Annotated in this window: 14 protein-coding genes; all 14 read right to left on the bottom strand. The window is 52.2% G+C overall.

Translation table 11 applies throughout. The features are described from left to right. Positions 1-9 precede the first annotated feature (9 nt). Positions 10-1,416 (bottom strand): DUF6242 domain-containing protein, encoded by a 1,407-nt coding sequence (locus HMPREF1121_RS04920; protein ID WP_044115050.1) that lies wholly within the window; start codon positions 1,414-1,416, stop codon positions 10-12. A 302-nt stretch (positions 1,417-1,718) separates the two neighbouring features. Then, a complete protein-coding gene (locus HMPREF1121_RS04915; RefSeq protein ID WP_044115049.1) occupies positions 1,719-3,272 on the bottom strand; it encodes a hypothetical protein in 1,554 nt (517 codons plus the stop codon). Between the two features lie 162 nt (positions 3,273-3,434). Beyond that, on the bottom strand, positions 3,435-4,796 hold the full coding sequence (locus HMPREF1121_RS08815) for a SprT family zinc-dependent metalloprotease (protein WP_156946051.1): 1,362 nt from the start codon (positions 4,794-4,796) through the stop codon (positions 3,435-3,437). Between the two features lie 785 nt (positions 4,797-5,581). Next, positions 5,582-6,070: a S24/S26 family peptidase gene (locus HMPREF1121_RS04900; RefSeq protein ID WP_044115046.1), complete on the bottom strand. Its 489-nt coding sequence runs from the start codon at positions 6,068-6,070 to the stop codon at positions 5,582-5,584. 1 nt (position 6,071) lies between these two features. Further along, a complete protein-coding gene (locus HMPREF1121_RS04895; protein ID WP_044115045.1) occupies positions 6,072-6,962 on the bottom strand; it encodes a hypothetical protein in 891 nt (296 codons plus the stop codon). A gap of 16 nt (positions 6,963-6,978) precedes the next feature. Next, on the bottom strand, positions 6,979-7,950 hold the full coding sequence (locus HMPREF1121_RS04890; protein WP_052353600.1) for a glycosyltransferase family 2 protein: 972 nt from the start codon (positions 7,948-7,950) through the stop codon (positions 6,979-6,981). Positions 7,951-8,069: 119 nt separating this feature from the next. Continuing rightward, positions 8,070-10,460, bottom strand: coding sequence for a GumC family protein (locus HMPREF1121_RS04885; RefSeq protein ID WP_044115043.1), 2,391 nt, complete (start codon positions 10,458-10,460; stop codon positions 8,070-8,072). 12 nt (positions 10,461-10,472) lie between these two features. Then, complete coding sequence (locus HMPREF1121_RS04880; protein WP_156795179.1) at positions 10,473-11,348, bottom strand: polysaccharide biosynthesis/export family protein; 876 nt, start codon at positions 11,346-11,348, stop codon at positions 10,473-10,475. Between the two features lie 19 nt (positions 11,349-11,367). After that, a complete protein-coding gene (locus tag HMPREF1121_RS04875; protein ID WP_009432558.1) occupies positions 11,368-11,964 on the bottom strand; it encodes a sugar transferase in 597 nt (198 codons plus the stop codon). Positions 11,965-11,972: 8 nt separating this feature from the next. Next, the gene (locus tag HMPREF1121_RS04870; RefSeq protein WP_044115041.1) at positions 11,973-13,094 is read right to left on the bottom strand and encodes a glycosyltransferase; all 1,122 of its coding nucleotides are present in this window, start codon (positions 13,092-13,094) and stop codon (positions 11,973-11,975) included. Positions 13,095-13,111: 17 nt separating this feature from the next. Then, positions 13,112-14,263: a glycosyltransferase family 4 protein gene (locus tag HMPREF1121_RS04865; protein ID WP_044115039.1), complete on the bottom strand. Its 1,152-nt coding sequence runs from the start codon at positions 14,261-14,263 to the stop codon at positions 13,112-13,114. After that, the gene (locus tag HMPREF1121_RS04860) at positions 14,260-15,405 is read right to left on the bottom strand and encodes a glycosyltransferase family 4 protein (protein ID WP_044115037.1); all 1,146 of its coding nucleotides are present in this window, start codon (positions 15,403-15,405) and stop codon (positions 14,260-14,262) included. Before HMPREF1121_RS04860 ends, HMPREF1121_RS04865 begins: the two co-directional genes overlap by 4 nt. Beyond that, on the bottom strand, positions 15,396-16,574 hold the full coding sequence (locus tag HMPREF1121_RS04855) for a hypothetical protein (RefSeq protein WP_232223737.1): 1,179 nt from the start codon (positions 16,572-16,574) through the stop codon (positions 15,396-15,398). The genes HMPREF1121_RS04860 and HMPREF1121_RS04855 overlap by 10 nt, the downstream gene beginning before the upstream one ends. Before the next feature lie 113 nt (positions 16,575-16,687). Continuing rightward, positions 16,688-17,674: a glycosyltransferase family 2 protein gene (locus HMPREF1121_RS04850; protein WP_044115033.1), complete on the bottom strand. Its 987-nt coding sequence runs from the start codon at positions 17,672-17,674 to the stop codon at positions 16,688-16,690.

Below are 17,674 nucleotides of genomic sequence, written 5' to 3'. Positions count from 1 at the left end.
GGGATGGGACTATTCGGTGACAGTCTTCAGACCACCGAACTTCCCGACGAAGAGCTTTGCAGACTCTCCAGCGGTCTTAGCCCCACGCAGGAGGTAGACCGTCTCGCCATCCGATGAGGGGAAGGCGACGACGGGATAACCAGCGAAGTCCGTGCGGGTCAGCCCCGAGAAGGCTACCGTACGAGCCTCCTGCCACGTAGCACCGCGGTCATCCGAGATGTAGAGCTCCAGCGTCGATGCCGTCGAGACGAAGTGATAGATACGCTTCTGCGACTCGACGTAGGCCTGACTCTGGGAGACAGCGCTGACACCAGCCTGGGTCTTACCGCCAACGATGAGCCAAGCGGTACCGTTGGTCGTCGCCCAGAGGTTGGGGCTTGCCTTGCCGTCAGCCGTGCGGCCACCCGACACATAGAGGGCAGCGCCGTCATAGCTACTACCGGTGAGCTCGTAGCTCAGCGTACTACCAGCCGTGGGGAAGGACGTGCTGGGCGTCTCTCCGATCGTGGAGATCGTACCCGCAGATATGTTGTAGCCAAGGAAGGTCGTCGCACCTGCCGCAGTCTTCCCTACGAGAGCGAGGGTGGGCTTACCATCGACAGAGAGCCCGCCGAGGAGTGTCTGAGGGGTAGCCGTCGTGGGGAAGGTCTTCGCTGTGAACGCCGTACCGAGTGCCGAAGCCTCATAGAGGCGCGAGCCGCTCGTCGTAGCGTAGAGCTTGCCTCCATAGGTGAGGAGCGAACTGAGACGCTCACCCGAGCCGAGGCCCGTGAGGCTGGAGGTCGTCCAAGCCCCCGTAGGAGTAGTGAAGCTGCTCACCGCATTCGTCCCGTCAGCCTTGACGTAGTAGAGCGCACCGCTATTGCCCGAGAGCTCGACCTGTGAGAAGGTGGAGCTGAAGGCGGGAAGTCCCGTCACGGAGGCCTCTGACCAAGCGAAGGCATGGGGATCCTGCTGATAGCGCTTGAAGGTCACCTTATAGGTATAGGTGTTCGTCGAGGTGCCACTACCAGCCGTCGTGATACGCAGCTGGATACCCTTCAGAAGGTCGCTGCTCTTGAAGGTCTGCTTAGCATCCTTCCACGTCACCTTCGTGCCGTCAGCGAGGATGACCTCTACGGTCGCATTGGTGGCTGCCTTCGACAGGCGCAGGTGCACATTGTAGTCGGCACTGCTATAGGGGAGCGCCTGAGTATTGTAGATCGCCCCAGTAGCCGTATTGCGGATGACGAAGGGGATAGCAGACACAGCCTCCTTCAGCGTAGCCTCATCGGTCGAGAGGGCGAAGGCCGTGATCTGGTTGTCGTAGATCTGGAAGTCCTCCAGCTCTACCTGCTTGGTCTTACAGCTTGTCGTACCGAGCGTGAGTGCCAGAAGGCCCAGGGCTGCGGGGACAAGGGTAGTGATACGTCTCATTGCTTCTATATATATGGAGCGAAAGATACTTGCTCGGATCATCAGAGCTATGCGGAGCGCCTTACTCTAAAGCCTACCCTGCACTATAACTCTAAGTCGCAAAGGTATAAAGAATAACGCAAGTCTCGTGCGCGCAGGTATCCAGCGCACGGACTTGCGTCTAAGCCACGCCCCCTGCAGGGGCTACAAGCCATTAGCGAAGCACATACTACGCACTCCGACGATGGGGATTCAGTAGCTGATCTTATCAGCGGAGCAAGGCACAGAGTAGTACCCTACTCCTTTATCCCCATCGTTCCTCCTCAATCGGATTCTACGGCATAGCGCCCACCTTCTTTGCTCGTACGGTAGGAAAGCCACTTCAGATCCAAGCCCAACTTCTTCAAGCGACGACTCTGCTCCAAGGCCTCCTCACTCACAGCCGAAGGCACATTCTCCGCACAAGGGATATAGCCACGAGTATTCAAGAGCACGGGGTGCAGGGCCTCGGGGTTGATGGCATCACGAGGAGCCGTATAGTAGAGGCCAAAGACATTTAACTGACAGTAGCGTGTGTGGAACACTGGATAGACCCGAATGCCCTCGTTCGTCACCCGCACGATATAGATCTGCTTGGGTAGACACCTGAGGTCATAAGTGTAGTCACGCACCAGCTGATCCAAGTGCTTCATCGAGGTAAACTTCACTCCACGAAGCCACTCTTGCGAACGCTCTACGGGCTCCTCCTTCACATAGAAGGCAAGGAGACGCGGATTGGCACCCGAATAAAGTTCGTCATCAAATGAAGCATAGTAGTAGCGGAAAGCTGGGTAGGCCGCGGAGTCCTGCACCCCACGCCAAGCTGGAGCGAGGAACTCCCACCCGGCATTAATCATCTCCTTCGGATCACGCTTGCGTAGCTCCTCAAAGAGATCATCCAAAGATTTGCGACTCCAATGGCGACTCTCTTGGTAGTGGTCAAGGAGATAGATCGTATCGGGGAGAGAGGTAATGCCCTTGCGCTTACGATTCGCAGCAAATTCTTCATCAGAGGGAGGAGACGAGACGTACGCAGGATCGCACTTATCCTCCGTATGATACTCCCCATCTTCATAGCATATATAGTAGCTAAGCCAGGGCACAGTAAGATTATGTGCCCTCAAGCGACGGCACTGGCCGAAGGCTTCTTCACACGCCGCCACCGAGGAGGCGCCCTCCGTACCTGGGGCAGCTGTTCTATCCCAGAAGCCCACGACCTGCAAGGATTCGGGATTAATTGGAGCACCACCTATACTCAGCACACAGTAGTCCGAGCCCCCTCGGCTACATCCCGTGTGGAATACCGAATACAGCCGAACAGAGTCACCCGTCACCCGCACAATATAGATTTGCTTAGGCAAGCGACTGACATCACTCTTCTCGTAGTCCACCAGCTGATCAAGGCGATTCATCGGGGTAAACTTCACCCCGCGAAGCCATTCTTTCGAGCGATCCACAGGCTCCTCCTTCACATAGAAGGCAAGGAGGCGCGGTATGGCATGCGAATAAAGTTCGTCATGAAGCGAAGCATAGTAGTAGCGGAAGGCGGGATAGCTCGCTGAGTCCTGCACCCCGCGCCAAGCGGGAGCGAGGAACTCCCACCCAGCGTTAATCATCTCCTTAGCCTTACGCTTAGCCTTAATAGCGCGCTTGATCTTATCAAGATCGCGCGTCCAGTGTCGGCTCTCTTGATAGTGGTCCAGCAGATAGACCGTATCGGGGAGAGCTGGGAGAGGAGCGGTAGCCCGACGCTTACGCTGCGCCGCGAGAGGTAGCGCCGTAAGAAGGATCAGAAGGGCACATAGTAATGCTCCCTTTTGCTTGAGAATATGCACCATGGTTATAGCTTGTTAATAGAACTTCTGTTTACTTAGGAGGGGAATAAGATTACTTGGATGGCCATCCATTATCTCATACCTCCAATACGAAACAGGCAGAGGGAGATTGCTATCGCTCCAGCCTTACCTCACAAAAACAAGATAAACGCCATCGGCTTGCAATCATTGCCTGTTTTTTATCCCTTTGCTAAGCTCTTGGAATTTTACCTTGAGTGAGTCCTGAAGCTTTATCCATGGCTCAGACTGCTCTACCCCCTCCCAAAACAAAGCTTCACATTGATCTTTAGTAAGTTCCGAGCCGTAGAGAGAAAACAGAACGTCAATAAACTTCTCTTTGTAGCGCATAAAGCCCTCATGACCAAATCGGGGAACTAGATCTGGATATTTTTTCTTCAACTCTTTCTCCGAAAGAGTATTCCGTTGTAGCCAGACCCAAGCATGAACCATTTCGTGTAAAACAGTAGCAGCAAGACGTGCCTCGTGTAAATGCTTCATAAATATCACGTCAAAAGTCACAGTAATAAGCCTTCCTCGAGGAGTAGTTTCCCCTAGCGTAATCGTAAAAGGTCTTTGTGGGGAAAGATGAGCTAGAACAAGTTTAAGATCCCCTTTTGAGTTCTTACCGCCAACAAATCCCTCTTGCAAGATTTGCAACAAATCACCAACCGACCCTAGCTTCTTATACATAGAGTCAGTACGAGAGCCTTCAAACTCTTTTGTCTTATCAATCTTATCAAAATGCCCCTTCAGTGGTTCAGGCGTGGGTGTCGGAGCAGGATTAGGAGAGCCTCCATTCCCTCCGCCTCCGCCACTACCAGGGATGGGACGACTACCCGTAGGAGGTGTACCACCACCACCACCTGTATTCTGATCATCGGGATTTGATCCATCTGCCCCTGACTGGAGGAAGGCTGTCCAACATCTTGTCCGGGGAATCCAACGAGTCACAGGTGGCGGACCTGCATAATAGTAGTTTGTAACACAGTTCTCAACATAATACCCATATCGTGGAATCTGTTGCCCCTCGGGGGTTGTAAAACGAGCACCACTCTTAGGGGTTTTCCCCAAAGCAAATGTCGTAAAGTAATCAAAGCGCCATAGATCCTCATCTTGGACTTCATTACTATGATAAAAACTGTAAGTAAATGTCGTATCACCATGAATATAAAAAGTCCAGATAGTCTGAATTTCCTCGGGAGTACGCTTACTTTGAATTGGAACAAAGAGTAACGTATCAATCCCCTTTTCAGCTAGTATGCCACAATCCCATAGCGGGGTAGCTTGGACATCTACAAATTTCTGAGCTAATCTCGTCTGGTGATCCATAGCACGAAGCTCCCGTATAATATGCTGTATACGAGGATCTTTCCCTAACATCTGGGGATATGCCATTTCCATGCTAAGATCGTGCTTAGGCTTATTAACCCCTTCTTGACGACAAGAGTAGAAGGACAGAAAGAGGAAGAGTAGGATATAACAGCTTAAATAAAAGCGGTTCCGAGTGGAAGTACGATGTGTCATCATACAGAGTTGTGTTTTAGTGGTTAGTATGCGCTTATGTTATATGGCCTGAAGCCCTACTACCATAGACAGAAGGACTCCTGCATCAAAGATAGCAACTTATTGGATATATCCAAACTTATGTGTAAGCATATCGAGATATTCCAAGCACTTACGTCCCTTTTCAAGGAGATACGAGATATAAGCTGTATGATACGTAGCTTCGTTTTTAGTCTGTGCTGCGTGGTGTGAAGCCTTGCATTTGGAAGGGCAACGACTTCATCCTCAAAGGTAGTGATTTTCTCCACCAAACAAGACTGCCTACCAAGCCATTCAAGGCAATAGTATCCAGCCGCTTGACCCTCATTCATCCGAAGGCGTACAAAGCTGACTTATCGAGGGGGCGGAGTGGGGCAATAGTCGGACGGCGTCAGACCAATAGTGGTATCGGGTACAAACGAGTAGTGGTATGCATACGAAACGAATAGTGGTTTTTCTGCATCTACGCACGTAGTCTTAAAGACCAGGTACGTCAGTCCAAATATCCACGTACGTAGATATTAGAGCCACGTACGTAGCCCAAACTTATCTGCCACTCGTCCACAACTTTTCATCCCTACGCGGAGCAACAACCTAATAGAGGTCACTTCACAAAGCTATATAGCTTCGCACCGAAAGCTATATGGAACCATTGCGCAAAGGCACTAAGAATGAAGACATAAAGAGGGCCCGTAGAGCGAATCATCTACGGGCCCTCTCGTGTAATAGGAGCCTATCGGTAAGCAGTCAAGTGGCCGACTGCGATCGTATCACCAGCCCCAGCGAAGGAGCGTACGGCGGTAGAGTGCCAGCGCAATGCGGCGGAGCGTGTCATTCTCGGGCCAGAGGCGCTCATAGCGCCACCAGAGCTTGTCCCCGACTTTGATGACCTGCTTGCCACGGTGGACTGTCGTCACTTCGGCCAAGATCTCCTCCTGGGTACACTGCTCACGCTGGTAGGGATTGCCGTCGCCACGCAGGGTGAAGACACCTCCGTCGATACGCACGATGCGGTGCACCAGATAGCCACGGGCGATGCGCGCTAGGATGACGCGCCCCACCTGATAGGAGTCTTCGGTGAGAGGTGAGAGGACGATCTGATCCTGCCCCCCACGGATGAGGGGGCGCATACTCGAGCCACGAGGCAGGAGACGAGGGCGCTTGCCCTCAGCGATACGGCTAAGGATCTCGGCGAAGAAGAGCTCGTTGTGTATCTGCAGCTCGCGGTGCGTGGGCATAGCCTGGTGAGGATGACCCATCTTATGAGGCGGATTGGGCGAGGAGAGCTTCGGTCAGACGTACAGCCTCTTCGTCAGGACGGCAGTCGAGGCGGTACACGGGCACACGCTCCAGCACGTCGACTACGGTATCGAAGGTAGCCAGATGGCGGACCTTATCCGAGTGGAGGAAGGCCGAGGAGGAGTAGATCGAGTCGAAGCTATCACGGCCTCGGAGCTTCGTGAGCTTGTTCTCAGAGCTCTGATAGAGATGGACGAAGGCGACGACATGTGCCGAAGCATTGTGGTAGCAAGGTGTGCTGCCACTCCATGGGCAGCCGTAGACGCGCACTTCGCCGTCGTCATTGATACGCACGATGGGCTCGTCGTCATTGAGGAGACGCGCACCAGGGACGAACTGGCGCCACAGACGGCTATGCGTGCTCTTACCCGTACCGCTGACCCCGAGGAAGATCAGGGCACGACCATTCAGCTCGGTGACCGAAGCATGGACCTTGAGCATGTGCTTAGGTGCGATGGCCACACCGTAGGCGATCATGATCAAGCGGTTGATGAAGAAGAATGCCGAGGGGTCATTGAGCAAGACATCTGAGCGCACCTCCTTCCAGCCACGATCGACCTCGATAGCATGGGAACCTTGGCGCGTAGCGATCTCGAGACGGCGCCGGCCATCGACGAGCTTGTACACACGGGCACGTACGCCCTCGGAGAGCTTATCTTCGAGGAGGGTCTTGGGCTGGTCCGACGAGAGGCTCTCGCCCCCACGGAAGGTAAAGAGTGGTTCACAGCCATCGGGAAGCTCGGGCACCAGGAAGGGCTCGTAGTTGGGGAGGAGTTCACGGGTAGCCTCGGCCGATGGGGTATAGAGCAGGATATACTCTTCAGCGATGCGATAGATGAGTTGTTCGTCCATAGTGATGTAGAATTTATTAGCTATGAGCAGGAGTATAGCGCTTCATAGCGAGGAAGAGTCGAGGGGCGGTGAGGAAGAGCGTACGACGGAAGCGCTCTCCAAGGGGTGCCGCAGGGTAACGAAGGCCCCGAAGGCGGCGGGTGTAGGGGCGAAGGGCTTCGAGAAGCCCAGGAGCCTCCTTCTCGTGGCGCATAGCCCACAGCGAGAAGATCAGGAGGCGGCGGTAGAGCGTCTCATGCAGGAGCGGCAGGGCCTCGGGCGAGGTCGCCCCAATGGGAGCCTCGAGGTCCAGGAGATTCTCAAAGAGGTAGACAAGGCGCTTGTCATAGACCTCGGTGATGCTCCCCACACGGGCTACGCGGTAGCAGTAGCCGAACCAAGAGAGGTAGCGGTAGCGTGTAGCACGCGTAAGTGCCTCAAAGATAAAGGGAGTGTCTTCGTAGGGGCGCCCCACAGGGAAGCGCAGTGCCCCCATCGTAGCGGTGCGGAAGATCTTCCCCCAAGCCATCCCCGTGACACCGGAGAGGGCTGCGAGGCTTTGGAGGGCTTCCTGTGAAGAGAGTTCCCTCCCAGCAGCCAGCACCAGGCGCTCAGCGCCCGTGCGGCAGTTGATCTCGGTATAGCCGAGCTCGAGGATATCAATGAGCGGGTTCGCCGACAGGACATTCATCGGCTGCTCCAGGGCATCCTCGGGCAACCAGTCGTCAGAGTCCACGCAGACGAAGAAGTCCCCACGCATCACGTCCATAGCAGCGTTGCGCGCTGCGGAGAGCCCCGCATTCGCCTGATGGATGAGGCGAATACGAGCATCACGCTCGGCATAGGTATCACAGATCGCCCCACTACCATCGGTAGAGCCGTCATCGACGACGATCACCTCCAGCGCCGTATAGGACTGGCCGAGGATTGAGTCGAGGCACTGCTCGAGGTAGGGCGCTACGTTGTAGACGGGGACTATGACCGAGAGAAGCGGCGTGGGTAGACTCATTGAATAAGATAGGTGAAGGGGCTCCCTAAGGCTCACCCTTCGGCTACTCAGAGTAGAGTAGCAAGGAGTATGAGAGAGCCCACCCCCGTCCTCTTGGATGGGGTGGGCTCTTATGAAGATTAGCGGAGGCCTAAGCGGCGCAGAAGACCCTTTTTCTTCTTCTTGTTGCCGTAGCCGTAGCCGTAGCCATAACCGTAGCCGTAACCATAGCCGTAGCCATAGCCGTGACCACTCTCAGTAGCACCGTTGAGGACGATCGACATATTCGTCAGGATGTTCTCATCATAGAGGTGCTGCAGCTCAGGTAGAGCACGGCGGTCGAGACGGCCTGCGCGCAGGACGAAGATCGTCAGGTCGGCGATACGGTTGGCGATAGCTGCGTCAGCTACGCTACCGAAGGGCACGTTGTCGAAGAGGACGAAGTCAAACTGCTCAGCGAGCTTCGCAGCCAACTCATCAAGACGCTCTCCGAGAAGAAGCTCAGCAGGGTTGGGAGGTACCGCACCCGAGGTGATGACCTGAAGCTTCGGCGCATTGGGATCCTTGCGGAGGATCTGATCAAGGCGTACGTCGGGGTTAGAGAGATACTCGGTAGCCCCCATACCAGCCAGACCGATACGACGCGAGAGCGTACCCTTACGGAGGTCAAGGTCGACGAGGACGACGCTGTGACCAGCGAAGGTGAGCGTCTGAGCGAGGTTGTATGATACGTATGACTTACCAGCCGATTCCCCGAAGGAGGTGAAGATAACCTTCTTCGCTTTCTTACCTCCGGTGCCGATCATGAAGCGCATGTTCTCACGCAGGACACGGAAGGCCTCGGAGGTTTCGTCACCACCCTGCTCACGCACACCACGAGGCTGGGACTTCTTGCCACCACGCTTCTCTTCTCTGGGGATATCACCAAGGAAGGGAATCGAGACGCGGTCCATAACGTCCTTACGCGAGCGCACCTTATTGTCTGCCAGCAGACGGATGATGAGATAGACCGAGGGAAGGACAAGACCTATGAGGATCGCAATGAGGACAACACGCAGCGTGTTGGGGCTGATGGGCTTCGAGGGAGCATCATCCATATCAAGCACGTAAGCACTATCCTGCGTCATAGCTTGACGGAGAGCGTACTCCTCACGCTTGTTCAGCAGCTCCGTATAGAGGCGCTGACGGATCTCCAGACGACGATCGATATCAGCCTTTTCGCGACCCTGGTTAGATACCTCGGGGAGCTTAGAGAGGAGGCTTGACTGCTGACCCTGGATATCCTTGAGGCGCATACGCAGTACAGCAGCCTGCTGGTTGAGGCTTTCGATAGCATTCTTACGCAGCTGAGAGAGAGCGTTATCGTACTCAGTGATGACGGGATTCTCCGTACTACCGCCAGCACCTTCGACGAGCTTATCACGCTGCGACTTGAGCTGGTTGTACTGAGCGATATAGCCATCCAGCGCCTGATCGGGTACCCCGACGTTCAGCGGGAGGTAACCGTTCTTACGGTGCGAGTTGGAGAACTCAGAGAGCATATAGGAGATGAGCTTCAGCTGGGTCTCAATCTGTAAGGCCTCTGCTTCGCTCTCGAGAGAACGCGAATTATAGACACCGACCTTACCTTCAAAGTCAAGGGTACGGTTGTTCATAAGGAAGCGCTCCATATCCCCTTCGACAAGACCAAGCTCCTTGCCGAGAGCAGCAAGACGCTCATTGACGAAGTCAGCGGTGTTCTTAGACACCTGATTACGCATATCCATCTCCTCCTGATTGTAGGCCGAGACCTGAGCGAGGAGGATATCAAGAGCACGCTTCTTCGTACGGTCTTGCAAGCGGAGAGTTAACGTAGATGCACGGTTCTCTGGTTCAGCAACAAGAATCGCGTGCTGGTAATAACGCACCGTCTGAGTGAATGGCATGCGATTAACTTCAATGTGCTTATACTCCCAAGGGGTATTGAAGTTCTGATGAGGCTCAATAATGAAGCGCTCATCGCCCAGCTGCACTGGGACGTTAAGTGGCACCACCTGGCTCTTACCCGTGTGTACAGGAGTGACACGCACATGGCCTGCATCTTGGAAGGCTACCTCGTAGGTGCTCTTGCGCTCTGTCGTATCAAGAAACTTCATCGAGAATGGAGCATCGGAGTAGAGCTCAAGGGTGCGTAAGCCACTCTTCACATTATAGAAGACGTTGGCATTGGCCATCTTGACCGTACGCTCAAGGACGCGACGAGATACCAGCTGTACATGCTCATTGTCCATATTGAGACGAGCAGCACGGGCATAGCGTAGCATTTCTGTATCCATCATCGCACGCTGGGAAGCATCCTTAATAAAGATCTTCACCGAAGACTCATAGACATAGGGCTGCTTGGCATTTCGATAGAGAGCTACCGCCAGTACCACTCCGACGCTTAACAGATACAGCCACCAAAAGCGAAGGAGGTAGAAGAAAATATCAAGCAGATTGACCTCCGCTGCCTTTTCACCAGCCTGATTTGACCGATTCGTTTGTGTAGACATAGGGCTTATGGACTAACGCTTGAAGAGGGCAATAAGGGCGGCAGCAGAAAGTGCCGTCGAGAGAGCCGTCGTCACATACCCGAGGGTCGTGAGGACCTTCTGCTCGGTATCACGCTTACGATAGCGGTACTCGGCATAGATAATATCATTCTGCTGGAGGTAGAAGGCGGGCGACTCGAAGATATTCTTTGACTGCATGTCGAGTCGGTAGTAGACATACTCATTGCCCACGCGGCGAATGACATTGAGCTTGCCGAAGTCAGCCTGCTCAGAGAGCCCTCCGACAGTAGCGATAAGCTCAAGGATATTCGTTTGAGCATTATCTAGGTGGAAGGAACCACGATCGGTGATAGCCGCACTTGCAGCACTCTGATTTAATCCCTCGAAAGCCCCAAGGAGGTAAACGCGGAGGTTAGCAAACTTCGTGATGACGTGAGCATCCGTCAGGTAGCGACCAGCCGTGAGCTTGGTACGAATCACTTCACTCACCTGCTCTAAGCTAAGCCCCAAGACGGGAACATTCCCGATGATAGGAAACTGAATATTCCCCTGCGCATCGACCAAGTAAGAGGAGCTGGTATCAGCGGGAGCTACATTCGTCGTGTTCAGGGAAATACCACCAACAACGGTGGTAGGAGCAGTAGCCTGAGCCACCTGACGGGTATTGAAGGGGACCGTCAGCTCAGGGTTACGTATGCTCGTCACGAGGATACGGAGCTTATCGCCCTTCTGTACAACGATGCCAGTGTCATGCTTGACACCATAGGCCTTGGCGATCTCAATATCCTGCAGGTAATTCGTCTTCTTTGCCGAATCACAAGAGGAGAGCGCACAGAGCGAGAGGACACCGAGGGCTAGTGTCCAGGCATGAGAGAGTCTCTTGATCATTATCATAGGGGTATATTACTCAGAATTTCTTACCAAATATAATAGAAAAGGCTGTAAGGAAGATAATCTTAACGTCCGTAAAGAGCGAATAGTTATCCAGATACTTGAGGTCGAGACGCAGGCGCTCCAGCATCTTCTCAATGGTGTCGGTATATCCATTGTAAAGAGTAGCATAGGAGAAGAGCCCTGGACGGACCGCATAGAGACGAACGTAGTCAGGGTTACGCTCCATAATCTGGTCAATGAAGAACTGGCGCTCGGGACGAGGTCCGACAAACGACATCTCCCCCTTGATTACATTCCAGAGCTGGGGGAATTCATCGAGATGGTGAGCGCGAATGAACGCACCAACCTTCGTCAGACGACTATCCCCATCGGTGAAGAGCTGAGGACGATTCCCAGCCTCTGCATCCATACGCATAGAGCGGAACTTATATAGCGTGAAGGGCTTACCCTTGTAGCCAATACGTTCCTGGCGATATATGACATCCCCCTTGGAGTCTTCCCACTTGATAAGCAGGGCGATCAGAGCGATCAGGGGGGAGAAGAAGATCAGCGAAACCAAGGCTAAGGTAAAGTCAAAGGCTCGCTTGATGATGCGTTCGAAAGTATTCATTACTCGATCTATTTTGAAGGATTTAGGAGTTCGGTATAGATATTGATCAGACTATTGATCATCTCATCTTTAGTAAAGACATCATAGAAGCGACGACGAGCGCCCTTGCTATAGGTCTTCCAAAGCTCTGGATCATCACATATCTTATGGATAGCCTCCGCCAAGGCTGGTGCATCCTCAACTGGGACATTGATCCCAGAGACCCCGTCTTCATTGACCCAAGAAACCCCTGATTCGGGAATCTTTGTCGCCACGACTGGACGGGAGAGAGACATTGCTTCAACCAAAACAATGGCATAAGCCTCCGTTTTGACCGTAGAGCTGAGGCAGAAGACATCACAAGCTGCAAAGTAGGCTGGCTTGAGCTTATCTGAGATAAAGCCAAGGAACTTTACTCGCTCTTGCAAGCCAAGCTTCTCGGTCAAGGCCAAAAGCTCTGCACGCAAGGGACCATCCCCTCCAATGAGTAGGACATAGTCATCGCTAAGATGCGTCATAGCCTCAATCAGATGATGGTATCCCTTATAAGGGACAAGACGTCCCATATTGAAGATAATCTTCTTACCTGGATATTGCGCACGTATTGCTTCGATCTCATCCGAGAGCCAGGGGTAAGGGTCTACGCCGATTGGGAGAAAGGACGTTTTCTCCTGTACCTTACGGAGGAAGGGTGACTCCTCCACATAGACAGGCGTTGTACCCAAGATCAGATCAGCACGACGAATCAGCCAGCTCTGGAAAGGCGAGAAGAAGCGTAGCAGGAACTTCTGCTTTAGGATATCACTGTGCCAGTGTAAGACCACCTTCCCTCGGTATCCAGAAAAGAAGAGGGCCAATGTAGCCATAGGATCGGGATGGTGTACATGGATGATATCATATTCCGAACAGATACGCCGAAGGCGGAAGATCATCTCGGGAGAGATCATCGTCGCAGCCAGCTTTGTCAGAGTCTTTGTACGAAAGATTCGTGACTCCTCGGAGAAGACGATATCAGTCGTCTCCCCATTATGTGAGGCACAGAGCATATCTGAGGCAAAGCCTCGCTCAGCAAGGCCCTCAGTGAAGATCTCCATAACCTTCTCCACTCCACCTTTGATGGGGTAGAACTTACCAAGTTGTAGAACTTTCATCTTACAATATCTTGTGCCTAAGGAGTAGGCTGGGTAAAGCTATTTGGTTGGGTAGCACCATCGTTCGACAGGAGGAGCTCAAAGAGCTCTGCCCATGATCGTGCACTAGGGGCCTGCGAGGGACGCTGTGGGACAGGCTGTAGCTGAGTATGATCTCCTCGAAGAACTCGCTCCATAGCATCAGCTAAGGCTACGGCAGAGCTCGGATCAAAGAATCCCACAGCACTAGCACCGGCTGCTGTCTCGTGAGCAAATGGGAGGTCCGACAAGAGCATTGGCCGATCATAGGGAAGGAATTCCGAGATTGGGAGTCCCCAAGTTTCAATCCTTGAAGGGAAGACCAGGCAGTCTGTACTGGCATAAGTATCCTGGAGCTTATCGCGGGACATAAATCCAGCAAAATCAAGACTGCTCACATTGCCCCACGTAGAGTGAAGCCACTGTGCATACTTATTTTCTGTCCCATCAATGGTGAGGACCGTACGGAAGGCTCCCACACCTACACGCTCTTCCAAAATACGAGTAGCCTCGGTGAGCAACTCAAAGTTCTTATGCGCATCAGCAGTCGCAGCAAAGAGGAATGTGAAGCGATGACCATCTGAATGAATCATAGACTCCTTGGGTGGCAGCAGCTCTCGCTGAGGTGGTGCTACTATGAAGCGATCTTCCGAAAGGCCAAACATCTTGCTAAAGCCCTCTCTCAACCACTGTTGCTGGACAATCAAATAGCGATTACGACGAATCCCAATTTGGTAGGCGAATCGGGTAAACATCGCAAAGAGAGGGATCTTCTTATCGAAGCGAAAGTCTCTCAGTCTCCATCGAAGGAATGGGAAAGAGGTCTGGCAGTAGACAGCCTGACGATGAGCTTGAACCCGTGGAGTCGTATCGTGCAGGGAAAGCCACAAGTCTATTGATCCCAGCTCTCGAGAGATTTTTCCCATAGTCACATACTCACACCAGAGGCGCTTCCCCCACCCATCGATTGCCCAGGGTAACTCAATATACTGGATGTTGGGGTAGTCTGCGAGCTCCTGCTTGTGCACCAAAGCCGTGACATGATAACCGTGCTCAGGAGCCCATTCTGACAGGAAAGCGAGGCACTGACGAAGGATCGTCAATGTCCCCCCCTTGCGGAGATTGACTGCGGAGATAACGATCTGCTTCATACCGAAGAGGATTTATTGGGGACAAGTGATGAGAAGAGGTCCAGCCACTGCCCCATCACAGCATCTACTTCATAGCGAGCAGATGCCTTACGAGCATTAGCTCCCATTCGGACGCGCTCAGCCTCCGAATCCATCAGCTGACGGAGGGCTGTGAGGAAGCCTTCCTCATCCCCCTGAGAGATGAGATAGCCATCTTCTCCTGGATGAATCACATCCTTGGGGCCACAGGGACAAGCAAACGAAACAATTGGAAGCCCCATATGCTGCGCTTCAATAAGGACCATAGGGAGCCCCTCATAGCGAGAGGTCATCGCATAGATTGACGCACTTTGGTATACATCCTTCATCTGATAAGTTGGCTTAGCCAGCGTGACAGACGAGGAAAGGCCGAGACGATTCACCTGCAACTCAAGCTCTGGTCTCAGAGCTCCATCCCCATAGATTTCAAGCGACCAGTCTGGATATGCAGGTGCAATACACGCCCAGATATCAAGCAACTTAGAGAAGTTCTTCTGGAAATCATAGCGTCCAACAGCAATAACCTTGTGTGAGGTACAAGGTGAAGTCTCTTCAGACACAAAAGGCAGAGGATTCGGAATTACTCGAATATTGGGTAGCGCTCCCCAGTAGCCAGCATCTTCCTCAGTCAATACTACAAAGCTATCATAAGGTCTCACCGTACGCTCGTCAAGCTTTGTGCGAAGGATGTCAACGAGACGCCATAGACCAGTGCGACCATATTGTAGGCGCTTTAACTTTGAGAAGTGGTATTCTAAGACCTTGCGACTACCATCCTTCATCTGGGGAAGAAGTGTCGCATCCTCCCCAAACATCGAGACAACGATATCCGCACGGAGCTGCCCCAAGAGTTCGCTCAAACGTTGACGATGAAGACGCTTCTTCTTGGGATAAGCCGAGAGCTTAGCCAAGATCCCTTGACCATTGTTCTCGTCATAATTAATGCCGAGGTCATATTGCTTGACTGAACCTTCAAGCGAAAAAAAAGGCTTAGCACCCTTTTGGTCTGTAGTAATGATAATGAGCTCGTGGCCCTGCCCCACCAGATAATTTACCTTGCGCGTCAGAACACGCTCCATCCCCCCTGAGTTGGAGGTCGCTGGTATACAATAGACTATTCGCATAACTCAGCTGTTGCTTCGGGGAATATCCCATTAATATGATCACTCTCTTCGGCCGTGAACCAGAAGAAGAAGGCATAAATCATCAAGATATCCGTAGACACCTTTATCCATACGAGGAAAGTCATTGCTAAGAAGCTCGCAAAGAGCCAAACATAACGAGGATATTTGCGAGCAAAATAGTAGGCATAGTATACAAAGCTCAAGGCAAATGTCACAAATCCGATAAGCCCTGAGTAGAGGATTAATCGGCAATAGCCAATGTCGGTACTGTAAACGAAACCACCATACCATCCCGACCCAATGATCCAGGTCTTATCATCTTCTGGCCAACGCCACATTGTCTGAAGGACCTCCGTTGAACCCGTCGTGAACTCTCCCTTATTGAAGAAGTTAAAGAATCCTTCAAAGGCAAACATCAGCTGTTCTCTGAAATATTCACTGGTATTATAGAGGATAATCCCTGCACCTGAGAAGACGGCAAGCAGCAGGCTAAAAGTTGCCATTGTTTGGACCATTTCCTTACGTATTCTGAGCCCAATCGCATTACTCCGTAAAAGTAAGAGAGCAAGCCCCATAGCCATCCCTGTAGAGGTAGTACGAGCCACCATATTTCCGATCGCAGAGATGAGGATATAAGACAGGAGGAGCAAAAATACAATCCTCCGACTCTTCTGTACCTCTGTATCAGTGCATACGACTGCTGAGATAAGAATCAAGACGAGTGAGAAGCGTACCCCTGCTGGGTCAAGAGCCACACTAAAGCAACGTATTCGGTCGATACTTTCATAGAATTCACTCGCTGTGAATACAATAGAGTCTGTGAAACTCTGCATCACGGGGAAGTTATCATTCAATAACCCTGTGACACACTGGAAAACAGTCACGCCGACTAAGTAATATGCTATACGGGGGATCGTGACCTCTCCATGGACAATACGTATGCACCGTATCGCAGGGTAGACCGAGAATACCCACACCAAGAAGGTGGTGATATAGTTGGCATAGCTATAGTCATCCGTATTATTTACTTCTACAGCTACTAAGTTGACTAGCGAATATAGAATTGAAAAGATAGCTCCACCAAGGAGTACGCGCGGGATAGATACGCCTTTACCACCACGCCACGAATCATAGAGGAACCACAGCAATCCGAAGAGTGCTAGGATCATCTTCGTGTTGGGTCCAGAAGCCCAGAACGCAAAGTCGAATGAATAGTAAGAGCAGTTAACAAGAACAGCTATGGTCAGGATTTGAATAAGCCTCCACATATGCACTACTATCCTTAGCGATAAAGAGCTTTATAAAGCCACTGCATAACGACCTTGTCATAGAGCCGAACGAACCAGAACTGGCCTCGCGAGGCCATCCACTGCAACAGCTTCGTGCGAAGCGGAAGATGCTGATTCTTCATAATATACTCGTTGCTCTCTGGATACATACTACTCCAGCGCTCATAGTCTTGAGCGTTGTGCGAGAGCAGAAGAGGGAGCTTGAGATTAAGCTTCAGATAGTGGATAAGCTCCAAAGACTCCATAGAGGCTTGCTGTGCAAGATAACGCTCAAGCTCCTGAACGTTTGCCTGGACTTGCTGCCAGTGCTCTGGTCGATAGGTATTGGTGATCTGACTATCAGAGCGAACGTAGGTATAGAAAGGCTGGTGGACGATAGCCACACGCCCAGCTCGCTGGAGTAGCTTTCCTATGAGCATCAGATCCTCACCCATATTCTCTCCGGGGAGGAAACGGAGCGTAGGAAGCTGCTCTATCAAGCTGCGACGAAGGAGGAAGAGCCAAAGATTCCATTTCATTCGCCCATAGCATATCTGAGCAAATGCCTCTTTCCCTGTCTTGACATCGGGCTGTGTAATAGGCCGCTGACTCGTTCCTTCTTGTAGCAGGTACTCACATCCAACGATATCTGCTTGGCTCTCTTCGGCTACTTGCACTAAGGTTCCAATAGCTGTTGGCTGCAGAAGATCATCAGCATCAACTGAATAGATATATTCACCTTGCGCCGCATTAAGTCCCGTATTACGAGCAACGGCAACCCCACGGTTAACCTCATGGTGTAGGATCGTCACCTCGATACCCGAAGCCTCTAAGCCGGAGCGCTCACGCTCAAGGTATGCGAGACCATCGTCGGGACTACAATCATCAATAAAGACGAGCTGGAGTGGCCGATAGGTCTGAGCCTTCAGCTGAGCAAGACATGCTGGGAGTGTCTCAGCAGCACGATATACAGGGATAATAATGGAGACTAGCGGACTCAT

This window comes from Porphyromonas sp. KLE 1280 (genome assembly GCF_000700805.1).
GTDB lineage: Bacteria > Bacteroidota > Bacteroidia > Bacteroidales > Porphyromonadaceae > Porphyromonas > Porphyromonas pasteri.
The sequence above is the reverse complement of the archived record's forward strand: the minus strand, read 5'-3'. Positions and strand labels throughout refer to the sequence as shown.

Bases quoted from the DNA above. Each gene is read 5' to 3' on its own strand.
- HMPREF1121_RS04890 (WP_052353600.1), bottom strand. From the start codon at position 7,950: ATGAGTCTACCCACGCCGCTTCTCTCGGTCATAGTCCCCGTCTACAAC.
- HMPREF1121_RS04880 (WP_156795179.1), bottom strand. From the start codon at position 11,348: ATGATCAAGAGACTCTCTCATGCCTGGACACTAGCCCTCGGTGTCCTC.
- HMPREF1121_RS04860 (WP_044115037.1), bottom strand. From the start codon at position 15,405: ATGCGAATAGTCTATTGTATACCAGCGACCTCCAACTCAGGGGGGATG.
- HMPREF1121_RS04865 (WP_044115039.1), bottom strand. From the start codon at position 14,263: ATGAAGCAGATCGTTATCTCCGCAGTCAATCTCCGCAAGGGGGGGACA.
- HMPREF1121_RS08815 (WP_156946051.1), bottom strand. From the start codon at position 4,796: ATGATGACACATCGTACTTCCACTCGGAACCGCTTTTATTTAAGCTGT.
- HMPREF1121_RS04900 (WP_044115046.1), bottom strand. From the start codon at position 6,070: ATGGGTCATCCTCACCAGGCTATGCCCACGCACCGCGAGCTGCAGATA.
- HMPREF1121_RS04870 (WP_044115041.1), bottom strand. From the start codon at position 13,094: ATGAAAGTTCTACAACTTGGTAAGTTCTACCCCATCAAAGGTGGAGTG.
- HMPREF1121_RS04920 (WP_044115050.1), bottom strand. From the start codon at position 1,416: ATGAGACGTATCACTACCCTTGTCCCCGCAGCCCTGGGCCTTCTGGCA.
- HMPREF1121_RS04895 (WP_044115045.1), bottom strand. From the start codon at position 6,962: ATGGACGAACAACTCATCTATCGCATCGCTGAAGAGTATATCCTGCTC.
- HMPREF1121_RS04915 (WP_044115049.1), bottom strand. From the start codon at position 3,272: ATGGTGCATATTCTCAAGCAAAAGGGAGCATTACTATGTGCCCTTCTG.
- HMPREF1121_RS04875 (WP_009432558.1), bottom strand. From the start codon at position 11,964: ATGAATACTTTCGAACGCATCATCAAGCGAGCCTTTGACTTTACCTTA.
- HMPREF1121_RS04850 (WP_044115033.1), bottom strand. From the start codon at position 17,674: ATGAGTCCGCTAGTCTCCATTATTATCCCTGTATATCGTGCTGCTGAG.
- HMPREF1121_RS04885 (WP_044115043.1), bottom strand. From the start codon at position 10,460: ATGTCTACACAAACGAATCGGTCAAATCAGGCTGGTGAAAAGGCAGCG.
- HMPREF1121_RS04855 (WP_232223737.1), bottom strand. From the start codon at position 16,574: ATGATCCTAGCACTCTTCGGATTGCTGTGGTTCCTCTATGATTCGTGG.